The sequence below is a fragment of the Pseudoruegeria sp. SK021 genome (assembly GCF_002119405.1).
In the GTDB taxonomy this organism is placed as follows: domain Bacteria; phylum Pseudomonadota; class Alphaproteobacteria; order Rhodobacterales; family Rhodobacteraceae; genus Meridianimarinicoccus.
The window spans coordinates 1-19,306 of record NZ_MTBG01000023.1 but is presented as its reverse complement, the minus strand read 5'-3'; the positions used below and the strand labels follow the sequence as shown (position 1 = coordinate 19,306).

Genomic DNA, 19,306 nt, shown 5'->3' with positions numbered 1-19,306 from the left:
CACCAATCAGGCGGCACCGCTTTGGCGGTGCTGCGGTCTGCGGGCCGAGCCACGCTCAATCAACTTGCCCTTGATGACAATGCTGACCGGGGGTTGCGCCGGGTCCTCGCGCAGGCGCAGCAACAGATCGATCCCCGCCGCCACGATAGCCTGCACCGGCTGCCGCCACGTCGTCAGGGCATGGTTGCCCCAACTTGCCGCCCGCACATCATCAAAGCCAATGATGGACACATCCTCGGGCACCCGCAGATGCAGGTCATTTTGCAGGGTTTCCATCATCGCCAAGGCCATCTGATCGGTCGAGGCAAACACCGCGTCCGGCCTCTCCGCACCCGCAAACAATTTCAGCGTCGCCGCCACCATCGTCTCATAGGTGTTGCCGCCGGATTCTTCGGCAAAAATCTCGGCACCACCGGCCCGCAACCCCTCGCGGAAGCCGATGGCCCGCTCATAGGTACTCAGGCGCGGCGATTTTCCCGACAGATGCGCAATCCGCTGATGGCCCCCCTCCAGAAGATACTGCGCGATTTCCGCCCCTGCCCCCCGGTTGTCGGTCACCACCTGACTGATCGGCACTTGCTCTCGGCCGGTGCACAACATCACCGCTGGTATCCCCAACTCGCGGCACGCTGTGTCAAGCTCGCCCGAGAACATCGCCGACAGAGACAGAATGCCCATCACCCGATAGCTGTGGAATTCCGCCACCGCCGCCTCAAGTTCCTCGACCTTGCGCGGCAACTGCACCATCAGGCCAAAGCCGCGCGCCCGCAACGCGTCCGACACCTCTTCCAAAAGGTCGGCATAGAATGGGTTGTCCAGATCGGTCAGGATCAAGCCGATAATGCGGGTTCGGCCTTCAATCAGACTGCGGGCCAGCTTGTTCGGACGATAGCCAAGCTCCCGCGCCGCCCGCTGCACCTTGTCCCGCATCTCTGCACTGACAGATGCCCCTTGCGTGAAAACCCGGCTGACGGCCGACTGACTGACCCCCGCCAATGCCGCCACATCAATGGAGCTGACCCGTTTTTTCAACCTGAAACCTGCTTTAACTTAATTCGGACAAATTTTGCTGAAACCAATACAGCAATGTTATCACCCTATAACAAAAACGGCGATACACCTGCACAAAACAGTCAAAAAAGATCAAATTCACGTGAACATTGAGCGTGTCGCACCCCGGGACGGCCCTGCCCGGGCCGCACCAATGGCGCCGCTCGCGACAGGGCCGCAGTCCCTGCCACGGTCGCCGTTACAGTTGCCGAATCCAAGCCACAATTCCGGCCACCACCCGGGCGGTCTTGCCCGGACTTAAGGCATCGCCGGCCAGCACATGGCCAGCGGGATCATCCTCGGGGGCCATGACCACCGGCGTCAGCACACTGCGCGCCCCCCAAGCCGCAGCCGCCCGGCGTGCGGCGCGCGAATCCACCACCTGATCCGATGTCGACACCAAGAACAGGGCCGGCACCGTCATCTCGGCCAGATCCAGCCCGCGCACATAATGTTGCAATGCCCCAAGCGTCGCGAGGGATGTGGTTGGGTACTGCGTGGTCCAGTAGGTGCCGTGCGCCTCGTTGCGCGGCTCAAACGCCCGCTCGGCCCCCACCACCATCGGCCCCCAGATCCGGGCGTAGGGCCATTCGATCACGCGCCCCCCAAGCCCAGCGGCGCGAAAGTTCGGTGACAACAGCACCAGGGCCTCTAGATCCGCTGCCATCTCTGGGTCAGAGGCGGCCAGAACCGCCAGGGTCGCCCCGGTCGAGGTCCCCATCAGAATGACCCGCTCGCCCAACTCACGCCCGATCGCCACCGCCTCGGCCACATCATTGGCCCAAGCATTGACCGAGACTGCCGCCATGGCCGCGCCGTCCGCACCATGGCCCGTCAACCGCGCGAAATACAGGTTCGCTCCCAGTTGTTCGGCCACCTCATCGGGCACGGGCCGGATCTCTTCAGAACTGGCCGAGAACCCATGCAGATAGACCAGCGACAGCGGCGTTTGCTCGCCAACATCCCCGGCCCAGACGATCCGCTTTTCCGCGCCGTCGCGCAGGTTCGGCACCGCCTCTTCCTGCGTGCTCAGCCATTGGTCCAGCTCGGCGGTCGGCGGCAACTCTGGCACCGTTGTCGTCAGGTCCACCGGCTCGGTCGGCCCGACCCAGTTCAGCACCGCCCCCGCAGCCCAAACCAAGACCACCGCGCCAATCAACCATTTCAATAGCGACAGGATCATAGCTGCACCTTTCCGCGCGCCAGCACCTCATCAATCGCCGCCTCAATCACGGCCAGACAGTCAGGGGTGGAAAACCGGTGATCGGCATCCTTAACCATGGTCAGCCGGATGTCATGCCCAACCGCGTGATCCAACAGCCGCAGCGCCACGGCTGGGTCGACCTCGGCATCGGCGGTGCCATGCAACAGCCGCACCGGAAAAGCCAAGGTCAGCGGATCGCGCAGCACCATGCTGGCGCGTCCGTCCTCGATCAGCTTTTGGGTGATGCAATAGGGCGCGCCATAGTCGCTGGGCAGATCGATCCGCCCGTCCTGTTCCAGACGCGCGCGCTGCTCTGGGGTAAAGCGCGCCCACATGCTGTCTTCGGTGAAATCCGGCGCCGCCGCGATGGTCACCAGCCCGGCAATCCGCAGCGGTTCAGCCCGGGCACAGCGCAGCGCGATCCAGCCCCCCATGCTGGAGCCAACCAAGATTTGCGGCCCCTCGGTCAGCGCCGCAATCGCCGCCAGCGCATCTTCGGTCCATGCGCCAATGCTGCCATCCTCGAACGCCCCGGACGATTGGCCATGCCCGGAATAGTCGAACCGCAAAAACGACAGGCCCCGCTCTTGCGCCCATTGTTCCAGATGTACCGCCTTGGTGCCCTGCATGTCCGAAACGAACCCGCCCAAAAACACCACCCCCGGCCCGGGTCCGCCACTGCGATGATACGCCAGCCTGCGTCCCTGCGGTGTGTCCAGATACTGTGGGTCGCGCATTGCTTTCTCCTCGGTCGTTTCTCGCAACCTCGCCAGCCACCCCCGCAGACGCAAGCCCTAATTCCCGACACGCCGATCTCATCTCCGCCCGCCCCCGCCCAAAAATAGGATTGCCAAGCCGCCGCGGTCGGTTAACGTATGGGCGCAGACAGATTTATCGGAGGATCACCATGCACACCCGGTGTCTTACATGCGCCACAGCCATGGTGCTGCTGCTGGCAGGCCTGCCCGCTGCCAGCGTTTATGCGCAGGACGCACCCGAACCGGCGGCCGAAGCCGAGCAACCGGCTGCGGATGCGCCGCAAGATGCGCCCCCCGAGGCCGCGCCCGATGCCGCAGATGCCGACACAGCCGATGCGGCAGCCGCCGATGACGACGCCCTGCTGACCGATGCCGAACTGCAAACCCTTGTCGCTCCGGTCGCCCTCTATCCCGACACGCTGCTGATCCAGATCCTCGTGGCGGCGACCCAGCCCCTCGAAGTGGTCAAAAGCGACCGGTTCCTTGCCGACAATGCCGACGCCGATCCCGACACGCTTCAGACCGATATCGAGGCCCAAGACTGGGACCCGTCCGTCGCCGTGCTGGCCACCGCCTTTCCGCAGGTGATCGGGGATATGGCCGATCACATCGACTGGACCGAAACCATGGGCAACGCCATGCTGGCGCAGGATGAGGACGTGCTGGCCGCGGTTCAGGTCATGCGCAATCAGGCGATCGACAGCGGTGCCCTGATCAGCGGCGACGCCCAGACCGTCGCGGTCGAAGAAGACGAGGTCGTCATCACCCCGACCGATCCCAACACGGTCTATGTGCCGCAATACGCCCCGTCCGAAGTCTATGCCCAAAGCAGCGACAGTGGCCTCAGCGACGCCCTGATCGCCGGCGCCATCGGCTTTGGCACCTATGCTGTGATCGACAATATCTTCGACGATGACGACGACTGGAATAATTACTGGGGTTGCCGCAACTGTGGCGGCTGGGGTGGCGGTCCGATCATCCGCGACCCGAATATCGACATCGACGTGGATGGCGACGTCAATATTGGCCAGGGCAACGGCAACACGCTGCGCCCGGATCGACCCGACCGCCCAGACCGCCCCGACCGCGGGCCCGATGGCGGCTGGAAGCCCGACCCGGACAAAGCACAAGGTGCGCGCGACAAGATCGCCGACAAGCGCGGTGACGGCGGTGCCACCACTTTGCCCATCAAAAAGCCCGAATCCCAAAGCGATGCGTTGCGCGACCGGCTCAGCACCAATACTGGCGCCGCCGACATTTCCCGCCCGACAGCGGGCGGCGGCAAACTGGACGGGGCCAAAATCACCCGCCCCGGTGGCGATGGTGGCCGGGCGCAGGCTCTGGCCAAAACCGCCGACAAGCCCGCTCGCGCCAAAGCGGCCAATTCAGCCCCAGCCGCCAAGGCGGCCCAGTTGAAAAAACCCGCCGCGGCCAAGACCCCATCGATCAAAAAGGGCAACGGGTCCAAGGCAAGTGCCCTGAAGAAAAACTCCTCCGGCGCTAAGGCCAAAGCAGCCTCAAAGCGCGGCAAGATCAACAAAGGCGGCGGCAATCGTGGTGGCGGTGGCGGCGGCAGGCTGAAAAGGTGATCCCAATCATGACCAAGCTTCGCACCCTTCCGCGCGCATCGGTGTCTTGCCTCGCGCTTGCAATCTCGGCCAGCGCGGCAATGGCGGATCCGGCCACCTATGCCGGGCCGCAAGATGCGCTAGACGCCTTCGTTACCGCCTTGGACACCCATGACGTTGAGGCCCTGCTGACCGTGTTCGGCCCCGAAGCCCGCGATCTGCTGACCACCGGCAACCCCGTTGAGGATGCCGAGAACCGCGCAGTTCTGCAAATCATGTATGCCGAAGGCTATCGCTTTCAGCCCGAAGATGACGACAGCGTGACCCTGCTGCTTGGCGCGGATGCGTGGCCGTTCCCGGTCCCGCTGGTCAAACAGGACGGCAGTTGGCATTTCGATGTTGTTGCGGGCCGGGACGAAATCACCGACCGGGACATCGGCCTGAACGAATTGGACGTGATCGACCTGCTGACCGCCTATGTGGATGTGCAGGCCAACTATCGTCTGAGCGACCACAACGGCGATGGCGTGCTGGAATTTGCCAGCACCATCCTGTCGACCGAACCGGGCACCCGCGACGGTCTGTTCTGGGCCGTTCCGGACAGTCCGGTGGGGGCGCAATTGGCCCGTGCTTCGTTTGATGGCTACAGTGATGGCAGCGCCGATTATGAACCCGAGCCCCTGATGGGCTATTACTTCCGGGTGCTGCATGGGCAAGGCGATTTGGCCCCGGGCGGCGCGCTGGATTACATCATCAACGGGCATCAGCTTGCCGGTCACGCAATCCTCGCGGTCCCGGCCGATTATGACGCCACCGGCGTTCACACCTTCATGGTGGCCGAGAACGGCATCATCCTGCAAGCCGATCTTGGCGAGGACACGTTGACGGTCGCCCGCGACATCACCCTCTACAATCCGGACGACGCATGGACCCCGGTGGATGTGATGACACTGGGCGAGACGGAAACACTGGGGCAAGCATTGGGGCAATAAAGCTGCCCCTTTTGCCGCGTTGCAGCAAACGCATGGCGGGTTGACCGAAACGGACGTTGTCCCGCCCCCACCGTGGGTCCATTTAGGACGTGTTGGCAACAGAGCCAACGTCCAACAAATGGAAATGACCATGTCCTTCTTTAACTCTCTGCGCACCGCTGCTCAAAAACGCGCTGCATTCCACCGCACCGCCGCCGAACTGCGCAACATGTCCGAAGCCACCGCTCGTGACCTGAACCTCGTTCGTGACGACGCCGAAAAAATCGCCCGCACTGCCGTTTATGGCAACTAAAGCGATGCTGAAGAGCACGGACGCGGGTTCCGCGTCACAGCAGCAGACGACAGCGCTGTAACAGGCAGATCAGATTGATCTGCCTGTTGGCGTTTCTGCCCTGCCCCATGATCGGGGACCGATACCGGTCCGACGAAAGTCCGATAAAAGTCCGACGATTGTCCGACACCGGAAATCCGCCGCAGGCCACAGCACAGCGGGTGGCTTGACAGCCCGCCCTCTCCCGTCGAAAAAGGCCGCCGAACCATACCCGCAACCGGGCGTTTCGTAGGCGCCAAACTGACGAGGAGGCCATCACAATGGCAGACGTCACTCTCACTTTCCCCGATGGCAATGCGCGCGCGTATCCCGCAGGCATCACGCCGGCCGAAGTGGCCGAAGGCATCTCTAAATCCCTGTCTAAAAAGGCAATTTCCGCGACCGTCAATGGGGCGCACTGGGATTTGCAATGGCCGATTGACGCCGATGCCAGCATCGCCATCAACACGTTGCAAGATGCCGGTCCGGCGCTGGAACTGGTCCGCCATGATCTGGCCCATATCATGGCCCGCGCCGTGCAAGACCTGTGGCCCAACGTCAAAGTCACCATCGGCCCGGTGATCGCCAATGGCTGGTATTACGACTTCGACCGCGCCGAACCGTTCACCCCAGAAGACCTTGGCGCCATTGAGAAAAAGATGAAAGAGATCATCAATCTCAGGGATCCGGTGCGCACCGAAATCTGGGAACGCGACCGCGCCATCGCGCATTATGAGGCCAATAATGAGCCCTATAAGGTCGAACTGATTGCGGCGATCCCCGGGTCTGAACCGCTGCGGATGTATTGGCATGGCGACTGGCAGGACCTCTGCCGTGGTCCGCATTTGCAGCATACCGGCCAAGTCCCCGCCGACGCGTTCAAACTGATGTCTGTGGCCGGCGCGTATTGGCGCGGCGACAGCAACCGCCCGATGTTGCAACGGATTTACGGTGTCGCCTTCCAAAACCGGGACCAGTTGAAAGCCCATCTGACAATGCTGGAAGAGGCCGCCTTACGCGACCACCGCAAGTTGGGCCGCGAAATGGACCTGTTCCACATGCAAGAAGAGGCCCCCGGCCAGATCTTCTGGCATCCGAACGGCTGGACCATCTACACCGAATTGCAAGATTACATGCGCCGCAAACAGCGCGCCGATGGCTATGTCGAGGTGAACACCCCGCAGGTCGTCAGCCGGGTTTTGTGGGAAAAATCAGGCCATTGGGACAATTATCAAGAGCATATGTTCATCGTCGAAGTGGATGAAGAACATGCCCGCGAAAAATCCGTCAACGCGCTGAAGCCGATGAACTGCCCCTGCCATGTGCAGGTCTTCAACCAAGGGCTGAAATCCTATCGCGACCTGCCGTTGCGCATGGCCGAGTTCGGATCGTGCAACCGCTACGAACCTTCGGGCGCGCTTCACGGGATCATGCGGGTGCGCGGCTTTACCCAAGACGATGCGCATATTTTCTGCACCGACGCGCAAATCGAAGCCGAAACCAAGAAGTTCATCGAATTTCTGGCCGGAATCTATGCCGATCTGGGCTTTACCGATTGGCGGATCAAGCTGTCGACTCGCCCGGAAAAGCGCATCGGTACCGACGAAAGCTGGGATCAGACCGAACACGCCCTTGGCAACGCCTGCAAAGCGGCCGGATACGCCTATGAGATCAGCGAAGGCGAAGGCGCCTTCTATGGTCCCAAGCTGGAATTCGTTCTGACCGACGCCATCGGCCGGGACTGGCAATGCGGCACCCTGCAGGTCGATCCGAACCTTCCCGAACGGCTTGATGCGACCTTTATCGGCGCAGATGGCGCCAAGGCCCGTCCGGTCATGCTGCACCGCGCTGTGCTGGGCTCGTTCGAGCGGTTCATCGGCATTCTGATTGAAAGCCACGCGGGCAAGCTGCCGTTCTGGCTGGCGCCGCGTCAGGTTGTGGTGGCCGCGATTGTTTCGGATGCGGACGACTACGTCCATGAAGTTGTGGCCCTGCTGAAGGCCGCAGGCATCCGCGCAGAGGCCGACACCCGCAACGAAAAGATCAACTACAAGGTGCGTGAGCATTCCGTTGGCAAAGTGCCGGTCATCCTTGCCTGTGGCGGTCGCGAAGTGGAAGAGCGCAGCGTCACTGTCCGGCGATTGGGTATGAAACAAACTGCAACGCAGACCCTTGAAGCCATTGTCGCGGACCTTGCCAAAGAGGCCCGCGCGCCTGATTTGCTGTAACAATCGGCTAACTATCGCAACATCAAGGCCCGCCATTGCTGCGGGCCTTTTTTTATCGCATTGTTTCCTAACGAAAAATTTTATGCAGATGCAGCATTGACGTAACATTCCATGACAGTGGGGTTATTCACGCCCCCGTGTGTATCATGTGACCTTGGGGAAGGTTTAGGATAACGATGTCGCCACCATGATGCGGCACTCACGACCTTCAACTTCCATAAGGAAATGATCATGTCGACCAATATCAAAACCTTCGCAATCCTTGGGGCCGTCGCCGCCGCCGTCTCCGGCTTTGCCGGAACCCCAGCCGCCGCTCAGGAGCAAGAGAAATGCTTCGGCGTGTCGCTGGCCGGTAAAAACGATTGTGCGGCAGGCCCCGGAACCACCTGCGCCGGCACCTCGAAAGTGGACTATCAGGGCAACGCATGGACCCTCGTCACCAAAGGCAGCTGCACGGAAATGGAACTCCCTGCCATGGCCAATGGCGATGACCGTCACGGGTCTCTGACCGCCCTCGACCGCGACCTGCCGTCGACATAAGCGGCCGTCCCCGGCCCCGCTGTTTCCCCAACGGGGCCGGTCTTCACGATGGGCAACAGATCAGGAATGCGCCATGTTTGATGCCAGCTCACGCCGCCCCGCCCTGCCCGACCTGGTTGGTGTCGGGTATAAGGCCGACCATTTCTCGGATCTGATCGCCGCCCCCGGTCCTGTTGCTTGGCTGGAAATTCACGCCGAGAATTACATGGGGGATGGCGGACGACCACAGGCACAACTGCGCCGTCTGGCCGAGCAATTTCCAATTTCAGTGCATGGGGTTGGTTTGTCGATCGGGGGCGATGCGCCCCTCGATGCAGCGCATTTGGCGCGGTTGAAGCATCTTGTGGGCTGGCTTAATCCGGCATCCTTTTCCGAGCATCTGGCGTGGTCGACACATACGCCCCACTTCTTGAACGACCTGCTTCCCCTGCCCTATACCGAGACGACCTTGGCCCGCGTGTGCAGCCATATCACCCAGCTTCAGGACGCCCTCGGACGGCAGATGTTGCTTGAGAACCCCTCCAGCTATTTGGCCTTTGCCGAATCCGAAATGACCGAGGTCGATTTTCTGGCGCAGATCGTGGCGCGGACCGGCTGTGGGCTTTTGCTTGACGTGAACAACGTCTTTGTGTCCGCCACAAACCAAAATACTGATCCGGTCAGCTATATCGATGCCTTTCCATTGGCGCATGTGGGTGAAATTCACTTGGGCGGTCATGACGAGGATCAAGACGATACCGGTGCGCCGCTGCTGATCGACAGCCATGCCAAACCGGTGGTTGACCCGGTATGGGCCCTCTACGCCCACACCATTTCTCGGGCGGGACGACGGCCAACCCTGATCGAATGGGACAATGACGTACCGGAATGGCCGATTCTGGCCGCCGAGGCCCTGCAAGCCAACCGTGTCCTCTGCGCAAGCGCGCCAGCCGTGCCCCAATGACCGGACAGTCCGAATTTGTCGCCGCCCTGCTTGATCCCGCTGCGGCGGTTCCGGCTGGCTTGACCGGTCCAGATGGCCGCCCTGCGGGCAAACGCTTTGATGTCTATCGCAACAACGTGGTGGTCAGCCTGACAGAGGCGCTTGAGACCGGCTTTCCAGTGGTCCGAAAACTGGTGGGGGACGCCTTTTTTCAGGCCATGGCCGGGCTGTTTCTACGCCAGCACCCCCCCCAAAGCCCGGTCCTCGCGCTGTATGGCGCAGAGTTCCCCGAATTTCTGGCCCAATTCCCACCAGCACAGCATCTGGCCTATCTTGCCGATGTCGCCCGGCTGGAACTGGACTTGCGCCGCGCCTATCACGCCGCTGATGCGCCGCCGCTTGATCCGGCTTGCCTGCAAGACCTGTCGCAGGACGCGCTTATGGCGACCCGGTTCACCTTTGCGCCTGCGGTCACACTGCGGACATCGCCCTATCCCATCCACGCCATCTGGCAGCGCAATATGACACCCGGCGCGCCGGTCCCGACACCCGGCGCCCAAACGGTGCTGATTTCGCGGCCAGAGTTCGATCCGATGCTGGATCTGCTTGATCCGGCCCAATCCGCCTTCATCCAATCTTTAAAAAATGCTGCAACATTCGGCGTGGCCCTTGCCGCTGCGACCGATGCAGACCCGTTGTTCGACCTGACCCCAGCCCTTGGCCTTTTGCTGGCTCGCGGCGCCCTGACATCCCTGACCAAAGGCCCAAGCTGATGACCGCACTTATTCGCTTCCACAACTGGGCCTTTGACCTGCTAGAGCGGGCCACGCGCTCTTGGCTGTTGCCCAGCCTTGCCCGGTTTGTCTTTGCCGCCGTGCTGCTCGGTTACTTCTGGAGCTCGGCCATGACCAAGCTCGGCACAGGCCTGTTCGGTTTCCTGTTCCCCTCGTCCGGTGCCTATGTGCAGATGTTTCCCAAGGCGATGGAGGCGGCCAGTTACGACGTCAGTCAGATGAGCACGATGCAGTATCTGATCGCGCTGTTCGGCACTTGGGCCGAGTTCATCTTGCCGTTGCTAATCGTAATAGGCCTGTTCACCCGCCTTGCCGCCATCGGCATGATCGGCTTCATCACAGTACAAAGCCTGACCGACATTTGGGGCCATAACGCCGATGCCGCGACGATCGGGCATTGGTTCGACAGCGCGTCGGGTGCGTTGATCATGGACCAACGCACCTTCTGGGTGTTTGTTCTGATTGTTTTGATCGTCCGTGGCGCCGGTCCGATTTCTGTCGATCGTTTCGTTCTGCGCCAGCGTTAATCGGTCACCCCAGCAGGGCCGCCTGCGTCTCAGGACCCCATCCCAGATAAAGCGCGCCGTCCGCCGCAAGGACAGGACGTTTCATTAATGCCGGATGCGCCTGCAATTGGGCCAGTGGCGGACAGGCGCGCTCGGCCTCAGACAACCCGCGCCAAGTGGTAGATTTGCGGTTCACCAGATCACTGCCAAATGCCTCTAGCCACCCGGCAAGATCGTCAACGGTCGGCGGCGTCTCGCGGACATCCTGAAAGGTGACGTCGTGCCCGGCCTCGGTCAGCGCTTTACGCGCTTTGCGGCAGGTGTCACAGGTTTTTAGCCCAACAAGGGTCAGTGCAGTCATGGTTCACCTTTCATATCGTTCCGCGCGTGTCGCCGTAACCTCAGGGGGCAGACATCTCCTAACTCGGCACCTACACGTTTTGTTGGGACCGGGTAGGTGATATCAAAGACGCCTTCCCGAAGGATGGAACGGCAATAACAGTTTCAGATTTTCACGATATAATCACCGCATGAATTCACGCACGCGACATTTCGGATCAATGATCCGCAACGGCCTGTCACTGACCATACGCCAATTGTTCAGGTCGATTTTGGGAAAGTACGTATCAGCCCCCTCAACTTTGATTTCAATTTCTGAGATCAACAGCCTGTCTGCGATCGCGACCATCTCTTGATAAATCCGGGCGCCGCCAATCCCATAAATTCGGTTATAGCCTTGATCCGATGCCAGTTTCACAGCTGCCTCCACCGAAGGCACAACGGTGTCCGCTGCGTCCGGACGCGACGACACCACGATATTCAAACGTCTTGCCAATGGCTTAACAGGAAGACTGTCCCAAGTATTGCGTCCCATAATCAGCGCGCCCCCCAGCGTTTCTCGCTGGAACGACTTCAAATCTTCAGGGACATCCCAAGGAATGGTGCCCTCGCGGCCGATGGCGCCGTTTGCATCGCGTGCGACTATCAAAGTAATCATCGGTCAAACCGCCACGGGGGCACGAATTGCCGGGTCCGGATCATAACCCACGACCTCAAAATCCTCGTAGCGAAAATCGAAAATCGATGACACATCGCGTTTAATTTTGATTTCGGGCAACGGCTTGGGTGTTCGAGATAGCTGTAACCGCACCTGATCCATGTGGTTTGAATAGATGTGAGCGTCGCCCAAAGTATGAACAAAATCGCCGGGTTCGTAGCCGGTCACATGGGCCAGCATCACCTGAAGAAGGGCATAGGAGGCAATATTGAACGGCACCCCTAAAAACATATCTGCCGATCGCTGATAGAGTTGCAGGTGCAGTTTGTTGTTCAGAATGCGCACTTGCCACATCGTATGACATGGCGGCAAAGCCATGCGCGGCACATCGCCAGGGTTCCAAGCTGAAACGATCAATCGGCGACTGTCAGCCGATGTCTTGATCATATCAATAAGCTGGGCGATCTGATCGACCTCACGCCCTTTGAACAAAGGCTCTCCATTCAGATGCTGATCTGTCGGTTCAAGCGCAGGGAAAGAGCGCCATTGATGCCCATAAACCGGGCCTAGGTCGCCGTTCTCATCAGCCCATTCATCCCAAATCGAAACGCCGTTTTCTTTCAGATACTTTATGTTTGTATCGCCGGACAGAAACCATAGCAGCTCGTGAATAATGGACCGCAGATGCAACTTCTTAGTGGTAACCAGCGGGAACCCGTCGGCAAGGCGGTAACGAGACTGCAATCCGAAATAAGACAACGTACCCGTACCGGTACGATCCGAGGAGTCTTCGCCATTCTGTAAAATGACATTCAATGCTTCGTGATACTGTCGCACTTTGGTTCTCGTCTTTCATTTTCAACACTGACACCGAGCCGAGACTTGGATCGAACTGCCATGCGATTAGAGCCTACTCGTACTGGCCCATAGCGGTTTTCGATAACTGGCACCCTTCGCCCTTAAGTCAAACAGGGTTTAGCGCGCCGGTTCTTGTTTGCTGGACTGGATCAATCCGTCTCAAAAAGAGGGTAGAATTTTCCTCTATGAAAAGTCGCTTTATTCTTGAGAAGGCTAGGTAAAACTCCGCCGTCAACTGGTTACCTGAGGTTTTCCGATACCATCGGGCCTTATTGTTGTCAGGCAGAGTCACCCCGGCCAGACCTTGATGGCCGCCTTGGCCGAGCATCGCCGCAAAGTGATCATCGCGGCAGTCGGCGTTGGATTTCAAAGGCGCAAGCCCCCGGGCGGCGTCCTCGCCCCCCAGAACGGTGCCACGTCCTTGCTTGTTGACGAGATATTGCGACGCCAATTTCACGTGCAACGTCATTTCGCACATTTCAAACGGCGTCGATTGCCAATGCCGCATCAGATAGTGGATCAAGCCCGCATCGTTGCGCGCCTTCTTGGTGCCTGCACCGGCATTCACACGGGCCGCTTGGACGATCACAGAGTCGTTGCCCATTTAATCGACCACCCTGACGAAGTCGTGATCCAGCACTTCATGCGCCGTGGAAAAACGCATCTCCATGCCGGGGCCGACGGCGCGCAGGGTCGGCACCGGATTGGCACACAAGCCGGCGATCTCGTCCAGTTGGTATTGGGTCGACTGCATAGGCGGACTCGCGTTCAGGAATCAGACGTTATCGCCTTCCATAGCCTCCGAAACGCAAAAGGGCCAACCTCCGTCTTCGCGTCCAAGCCCGACACCCCGCGTAACTTCCCGGTTCTCACCGATCCGCCCCAATGATAGACCCAGCTTACATCGGCAAAGCCCCGATTGAGTCAGTGAATGGAGCGCCCCACATGAAGATCAAATACCTGCACACCATGGTTCGCGTCAAAGACCTTGAGGCATCGATGGCATTCTATCGCCTTCTGGGATTAGAAGAAACGCGCCGTGTCGATCACGAGGCCGGCCGCTTTTCGCTGATCTTTCTGGCCCCTCCCGGTCAATCCGAATGCCCTGTCGAACTGACCCATAACTGGGATGGGGATGATGCCCTGCCTGCGGACGGCCGCAATTTCGGGCATTTGGCCTATGAGGTCGAGAACATCTACGACATGTGTCAGCATCTGCAAGACAACGGTGTGATCATCAATCGCCCGCCCCGTGATGGCCACATGGCGTTCGTACGCTCGCCCGACAATATCTCGATCGAACTGCTTCAGATGGGCGATCGTTTGCCGGTGCAAGAACCATGGGCCAGCATGGAAAATACCGGCCACTGGTAAGCCGTCGCCGGATGCGGCATCGGAACTAAAGCGCAGGGGTGCGGGACCCTGATCGGACCGCGGCCCGCGCCAGAACCCCACGAAGTCCGGGCCGCGCGGCTGCATCATACAGCGGCTTGCGCGGTGCCGGTCGATCACATTTTGCCACAAAACGGTCATTTATCTAACGGCCTGTTGCAAGACCTCAGGCGCTCATCTAAGCGTCTGGACGTTTAACTCTGTTGCGTAGATGATCCCTTACATCTCATGACGCGACCCAGCTGCAAAGGCCGCATGACCAATGGTACCAATGTCGATCTCTGTTCTGAGCCCGGACGCGTCTGCATCACACACTGAGCGTGACGCAACACAGCCCAGCGGCGCATCCGCGCTGGTGGTTCTGGACGCAAATGTTCCCCAAGCCGCCACCCTCACCCAAGGGTTGGCCTCGGGCCATACTGTTTTGCAGTTGTCCACCGGCACTTGCCCGCTTGATGCGATCGCAGCCGCGCTGGAAACCGCCGATACGCCTTATGCGGCAGTGCACATCGTCGCCCATGGTCAGCCCGGCGCCCTGTTTCTTGGGATGACGGCACTGACCACTGCCAGCCTTCCGGGTCAGGCGGATGTTCTGGCACGGATCGGAGCGGCGCTGGCCCCGAATGCCACGGTTGCCCTGACGGCGTGCGAAGTTGCTGCCGGCCCTGAGGGAATCGCCCTGATTGCCGCACTGTCAGACGCTGTCAATCGGACGGTGGTCGGAACGGACGGCATTGTCGGAGATCATAATCCAGACAGCTTTGTACTGCCCGGTGGTCTGGCCCCCGCCTTCGCGCCAGCGGCCATGGCATCCTACGCGCCGCGCTTGGCCAAGCCGACCTTTCTTTACAATTATGAACTGATCCAAACCGTATCTGACAATGATGTCTTGCAGCTGGACGGTGCCGAGAGTCTGACCACCGCGGTTGTCGGATCCACCACCTATGTGTTCGCCGGCGGATATTACGACGGCGGCATCAGCGTGTTTTCCCTTGGCGCATCCGGTGCATTGACGAGTGTCTTCAACATTACGGACACAGCGACGCTGAATCTTAGTCAGATCGAAGACCTTCATGTCACCAAAGTTGGCACTGCAACCTATCTGTTCGCAGCAGGCAGCTCGGACAATGGGCTCAGTGTATTTTCGGTCGCCAATAACGGCCGCCTGACCACTGTCGGCAATGTGAGCGACACGGCTGGCCTCGCGCTAGAAGATGTGCGCGCCCTCACTTCGACAACCATTGGATCTTCAACCTATCTGTTCACCGCTGGCTCCGACGATAACGGGATCAGCATGTTCAAGATCGGATCGGGCGGCAGCCTCGGCAGCGTCGCGACCGTTTTCGACACCGGCGCACGGGCGCTGGACGGAGTCCAAGCGTTGGTCACCGCCACGATCGGCGCCAAAACCTATCTTTACGGCGCCGGAGGCGACGACCACGGCATCAGCGCATTTTCAGTCAATGGCGCGGGCCTGACCTCGATACAGAACGTATTCGACACCGCGACCACGCATCTGGCCGGGGCCAGTGCGCTGACAACGACCGTCATTGGCGGCAAAACCTATCTGTTCGCCGCCGGAACCCTTGATGACGGCATCAGCGTGTTTTCCATCAATTCCAACGGCATCCTGACGAACGTGTTCAACGTCTCGGATACCAGCACGATGAATTTGGATGCGGTCAGTTCGCTCAGCACGATCACGGCGAACGGCCAAACGTTGCTGTTTGCGGGCGGCATTACCGATAACGGCGTCAGCGTGTTTTCCGTCGCCGCGAATGGCAGTTTGACCAATATTGCAAATCTGGACGACAACAGCTCGGTCGCGATGGAATACATCTATTCCGAAACCGCCGTGACCGTGGACGGCAACACCTACCTTCTCACCGCCGGTTTCCGGGATGATGGCGTCAGCGTTTTCGATCTGGCACCCAGATACGTGGCGTTGTCCAACGCGAGCGACACTGGCACGGCTGGGGACAGCGTGACGTCGGATACGACCCCGACCATCGAATTTGCAGTCACGGCGGGCTCGAAGCTGGCCGTGAACTGGGGCAATGGCGCCGGGTTCATCAACGCGGGAACGGCCACCGGGTTGCTTCAGCAACTGACGTTGTCCGGGGCTTATGGCACCACGGGGACCAAGACCATTCAAGTGCGCGCCACCGATGCCGGCGGCTTGTCGACGACCCAATCCATGACTGTGACGCTGGACACCCGTGCGCCGTCGCTGACTCAGATTGACCTGACCGACGCCAGCGACACCGGCATTTCGAACACCGACAACGCGACCTTGGACACCACCCCGACCATCGCCTTCACCGCAGAAGCAGGCGCGTCACTCGCGATCAACTGGGGCGATGGCGGCGGCTATGTCGCGGCCGGAACGGGTACGGGCAACCTTCAGCAGGCCACGTTGGCAACGGCCTATAGCGGCAAGGGCGAGCGCACGATCACCGTACGGGCCACAGATGCCGCAGGCAATGTCTCGCTGAAAACGCTGGCGATCGAGATTGCCAACCCCGGCATTACCGTCACGGGCGGGGCTGGCAACAGCACTTTGACCGGCACAGTCGGCGACGACATGTTCAACGATCCCTCAGGCCACGACAAGATGAGCGGCGGCCCCGGCGACGACACGATCAACGGCGGCAACGGCAACGATAGCCTCTATGGCAATGGTGGCTTCGATGTGTTGTACGGGAACGCGGGCGACGATTACCTCGACGGCAGCTATGCAGATGACTTGTTGGTCGGCGGATCGGGCAATGACACCCTGCTCGGCGGCGACGGCAACGACCTGCTAATTGGCTCGTTCGGCGCCAACCTGATGGACGGCGGCGAAAATGCGGACGAGTTCATCGTCTCTGGGTCTGATATTGTGACCGATACCGGCACGGTTGGCTATGACAAGGCCCAGTTCAACGACGCCTCTGGGGTCAACCTGAACATGACCGGCTGGAGCGGCGTCGAGCGCGTCAACGGCTATACCGGAAATGACGTGGTCGATGGGTCGAGCCAGACCAGCGATCTGCTGTTGTTCGGTGATGGCGGCAACGACAAGTTGACCGGTGGTCTCGGCAACGACGTCTTGATCGGTGGCGAAGGCAACGACACGCTGATTGGTGGCGCTGGAAACGACACGTTGCTCGGCAATTCAGGCAACGATCTGTTCTTCGGCGGCGCAGGGGATGACGTCTTCCTGATCGGCGAATCCGGCGACGAGGTCCGCAATGCGGGGGCCGGCCAAGACAAGGCCGTCATCACCGTCACCACCGGCTTGACGATCTCCATCGGCAGTTGGCTGGGATTGGAGCGGATCAATGGCCTTCACGGCGCGGATGTCATCGACGCCACCGGCATGGCCACCGCAATCACCATCGCCGGAGGAACCGGCAACGACACGCTGACCGGCGGCGCCTCTGGCGACATCTTCTACGGCGGCACGGGCAATGACGTGATGTTCGGCGGCGCTGGAAACGACGCGCTGATCGGGTCGACCGGCAATGATTTCCTCGAAGGTCAGGCCGGAGACGACTTCTATCTTGGCGGGGCTGGAGCGGACAGCTTTGCGTGGTCGAACGCGTTCGGCAAGGACGTGGTCAAGGATTATGCCGATGGCACGGACCGGCTGGACTTCACCGGCCACTCCACCATTAACGCGCTGTCGGACCTCAGAATTACCCAAGACGGCGCCAATACGGTTCTTCATGAAGTCGGCAATGCGGCGCACCAGATCACCCTTGTTGGCGTGACCGCGACCGATCTTGGGATCAGTGATTTCGACTTCGTTTAACGCGCCGGACGACCGTCGGACTTTCATCAGACCGATCACACCCCCGCCCCGAAACAGGGCGGGGGTTTTTGCTGTTCACGCGCCGCGGCGTTCGGCCCTGCGCGCTTGAGGGCCACCACAGCAGGCAAACTGCCCCCCTCTGAAGCCGTCGACTTTCGGCACAGATCGACGGGGTGACGCCGCGCGGGCGCGTTTCGCAACCTCCCCGCACCGGAACATCAATCCCTGCGGCTGCACCGTCGCCAGCGGTTGAATTGTGTTGGTAAATATAGGACATGTTGCAAGCAACAATCCGGATTCCCTCATGGCTCATCCCGCTCAACAGCAATTGAAATACTGGAGCATCGCGGCCGTCGTTGTTCTGGTCACGCTCTGGGCTTTGGGCAATGTGCTTTTGCCCTTCATTCTGGGCTGCGCCGTCGCCTATTTGCTGGATCCGATCGCAGATTGGCTGGAACGGAGGGGGCTGTCGCGCATTGTGGCGACCGCGATCATTTCGGTGTTTTTCGTCGTCGTGGCAGCGCTTTCGGCACTGTTGATCCTGCCCACGTTGATCAATCAGGCGGTGGATCTGTTCAACTCGGCCCCACAATTGGCTGAGAACGTCAAAACCTACGTCAATGGTCGGTTCCCCAGCTGGTCCTATGAGGATTCTGTGGTCAGCCAATCGCTGGCCGGGCTGGGCGAGGCGTTGAAGACCAAGGGCGGCGATGTATTCCAAGGGGTGATGTCCTCGGCGCTGACCATCGTTAACATTATGGTCCTCTTGATCATCGTCCCTGTGGTGTCGTTTTACATGTTGGTCGATTGGGATCGCATGGTGGCCCGGGTCGACGACCTGCTGCCGCGCGATCATGCCGTGACCATCCGGCGGCTGGCAAAGGAAATGGATCAGACCCTAGCCGGGTTCATCCGGGGACAAGGCATGGTGTGTTTTATTCAAGGCACGTTTTATGCGGTGGCGCTGATGCTGGCGGGGCTGAATTTCGGCCTGTTCGTTGGCTTTCTGGCCGGAGCGGTTTCGTTCATTCCCTATGTCGGTGCGTTGGTCGGTGGCGTTCTGGCCATCGGACTGGCGCTGTTTCAGTTTTGGGGCGATCCGCTGATGATCGGCGTCATCGCGGGCATCTTCTTTCTGGGCCAAGTGATCGAAGGCAACGTGCTGACCCCCAATCTGGTTGGGAAAAGCGTCGGCCTGCATCCGGTCTGGCTGTTGCTGGCGCTGTCGATTTTTGGCGCGCTGTTCGGCTTTGTCGGGATGTTGGTCGCGGTCCCGGTCTCAGCGCTGATCGGGGTTCTGGTGCGTTTCTTGGTGGCGCAATATATGACCGGGCGCCTTTATCTGGGACAGGATATGCCTTTGGACCACAGCGCCCCCTATCCTGAAACAT

Annotated in this window: 19 protein-coding genes; 11 read left to right on the top strand and 8 right to left on the bottom strand. The window is 60.2% G+C overall.

Annotated elements, in window-relative coordinates; all coding sequences use genetic code 11:
• Positions 1 to 6 precede the first annotated feature (6 nt).
• The 3 genes from BV911_RS13405 to BV911_RS13395 all read right to left on the bottom strand — a co-directional run bounded on the left by BV911_RS13405 (position 7) and on the right by BV911_RS13395 (position 2,991).
• Entirely contained in the window at positions 7 to 1,032 is a 1,026-nt protein-coding gene (locus BV911_RS13405) for a LacI family DNA-binding transcriptional regulator (protein ID WP_086054132.1), read from the bottom strand.
• Positions 1,033 to 1,249: 217 nt separating this feature from the next.
• The gene (locus tag BV911_RS13400) at positions 1,250 to 2,233 is read right to left on the bottom strand and encodes a carboxylesterase (RefSeq protein ID WP_086054131.1); all 984 of its coding nucleotides are present in this window, start codon (positions 2,231 to 2,233) and stop codon (positions 1,250 to 1,252) included.
• The gene (locus BV911_RS13395; protein WP_086054130.1) at positions 2,230 to 2,991 is read right to left on the bottom strand and encodes an alpha/beta fold hydrolase; all 762 of its coding nucleotides are present in this window, start codon (positions 2,989 to 2,991) and stop codon (positions 2,230 to 2,232) included. Before BV911_RS13395 ends, BV911_RS13400 begins: the two co-directional genes overlap by 4 nt.
• A gap of 170 nt (positions 2,992 to 3,161) precedes the next feature.
• Here BV911_RS13395 and BV911_RS13390 point away from each other — a divergent pair, with 170 nt between their 5' ends.
• The 8 genes from BV911_RS13390 (at position 3,162) to BV911_RS13360 (ending at position 10,893) form a co-directional block, all read left to right on the top strand.
• Positions 3,162 to 4,601 (top strand): DUF3300 domain-containing protein, encoded by a 1,440-nt coding sequence (locus BV911_RS13390; RefSeq protein ID WP_086054129.1) that lies wholly within the window; start codon positions 3,162 to 3,164, stop codon positions 4,599 to 4,601.
• An 8-nt stretch (positions 4,602 to 4,609) separates the two neighbouring features.
• On the top strand, positions 4,610 to 5,572 hold the full coding sequence (locus tag BV911_RS13385; protein ID WP_086054128.1) for a DUF2950 family protein: 963 nt from the start codon (positions 4,610 to 4,612) through the stop codon (positions 5,570 to 5,572).
• Between the two features lie 118 nt (positions 5,573 to 5,690).
• Complete coding sequence (locus BV911_RS19190; protein WP_240512250.1) at positions 5,691 to 5,864, top strand: hypothetical protein; 174 nt, start codon at positions 5,691 to 5,693, stop codon at positions 5,862 to 5,864.
• A gap of 299 nt (positions 5,865 to 6,163) precedes the next feature.
• Positions 6,164 to 8,110, top strand: a complete 1,947-nt coding sequence (gene thrS, locus BV911_RS13380; RefSeq protein ID WP_086054127.1) for a threonine--tRNA ligase — start codon at positions 6,164 to 6,166, stop codon at positions 8,108 to 8,110.
• A 231-nt stretch (positions 8,111 to 8,341) separates the two neighbouring features.
• Entirely contained in the window at positions 8,342 to 8,650 is a 309-nt protein-coding gene (locus BV911_RS13375; RefSeq protein ID WP_086054169.1) for a DUF2282 domain-containing protein, read from the top strand.
• Between the two features lie 73 nt (positions 8,651 to 8,723).
• The gene (locus BV911_RS13370) at positions 8,724 to 9,593 is read left to right on the top strand and encodes a DUF692 domain-containing protein (RefSeq protein ID WP_086054126.1); all 870 of its coding nucleotides are present in this window, start codon (positions 8,724 to 8,726) and stop codon (positions 9,591 to 9,593) included.
• Positions 9,590 to 10,345 (top strand): DUF2063 domain-containing protein, encoded by a 756-nt coding sequence (locus BV911_RS13365; protein WP_086054125.1) that lies wholly within the window; start codon positions 9,590 to 9,592, stop codon positions 10,343 to 10,345. The genes BV911_RS13370 and BV911_RS13365 overlap by 4 nt, the downstream gene beginning before the upstream one ends.
• Positions 10,345 to 10,893, top strand: coding sequence for a DoxX family protein (locus BV911_RS13360; protein WP_086054124.1), 549 nt, complete (start codon positions 10,345 to 10,347; stop codon positions 10,891 to 10,893). The genes BV911_RS13365 and BV911_RS13360 overlap by 1 nt, the downstream gene beginning before the upstream one ends.
• 4 nt (positions 10,894 to 10,897) lie before the next feature.
• Here the strand turns inward: BV911_RS13360 and BV911_RS13355 are convergent, their stop codons facing one another.
• From BV911_RS13355 to BV911_RS20015, 5 genes are all read right to left on the bottom strand, one after another.
• Complete coding sequence (locus BV911_RS13355; protein WP_086054123.1) at positions 10,898 to 11,233, bottom strand: ArsC/Spx/MgsR family protein; 336 nt, start codon at positions 11,231 to 11,233, stop codon at positions 10,898 to 10,900.
• 162 nt (positions 11,234 to 11,395) lie between these two features.
• Positions 11,396 to 11,869, bottom strand: coding sequence for a dihydrofolate reductase (locus BV911_RS13350; protein ID WP_086054122.1), 474 nt, complete (start codon positions 11,867 to 11,869; stop codon positions 11,396 to 11,398).
• 3 nt (positions 11,870 to 11,872) lie between these two features.
• Positions 11,873 to 12,706, bottom strand: coding sequence for a thymidylate synthase (locus BV911_RS13345; RefSeq protein ID WP_086054121.1), 834 nt, complete (start codon positions 12,704 to 12,706; stop codon positions 11,873 to 11,875).
• 127 nt (positions 12,707 to 12,833) lie between these two features.
• Positions 12,834 to 13,331: an FAD-dependent thymidylate synthase gene (locus BV911_RS13340; protein ID WP_240512249.1), complete on the bottom strand. Its 498-nt coding sequence runs from the start codon at positions 13,329 to 13,331 to the stop codon at positions 12,834 to 12,836.
• Complete coding sequence (locus BV911_RS20015; protein WP_240512248.1) at positions 13,332 to 13,481, bottom strand: hypothetical protein; 150 nt, start codon at positions 13,479 to 13,481, stop codon at positions 13,332 to 13,334.
• Positions 13,482 to 13,672: 191 nt separating this feature from the next.
• Between BV911_RS20015 and BV911_RS13335 the strand changes: the two genes are divergently transcribed.
• The 3 genes from BV911_RS13335 to BV911_RS13325 form a co-directional block, all read left to right on the top strand.
• Entirely contained in the window at positions 13,673 to 14,101 is a 429-nt protein-coding gene (locus BV911_RS13335; RefSeq protein WP_086054120.1) for a VOC family protein, read from the top strand.
• Positions 14,102 to 14,390: 289 nt separating this feature from the next.
• Positions 14,391 to 17,915 (top strand): DUF4347 domain-containing protein, encoded by a 3,525-nt coding sequence (locus BV911_RS13330; protein WP_168184076.1) that lies wholly within the window; start codon positions 14,391 to 14,393, stop codon positions 17,913 to 17,915.
• 304 nt (positions 17,916 to 18,219) lie between these two features.
• A partial coding sequence (locus tag BV911_RS13325; protein WP_139840089.1) for an AI-2E family transporter occupies positions 18,220 to 19,306 on the top strand: 1,087 nt, incomplete at its 3' end.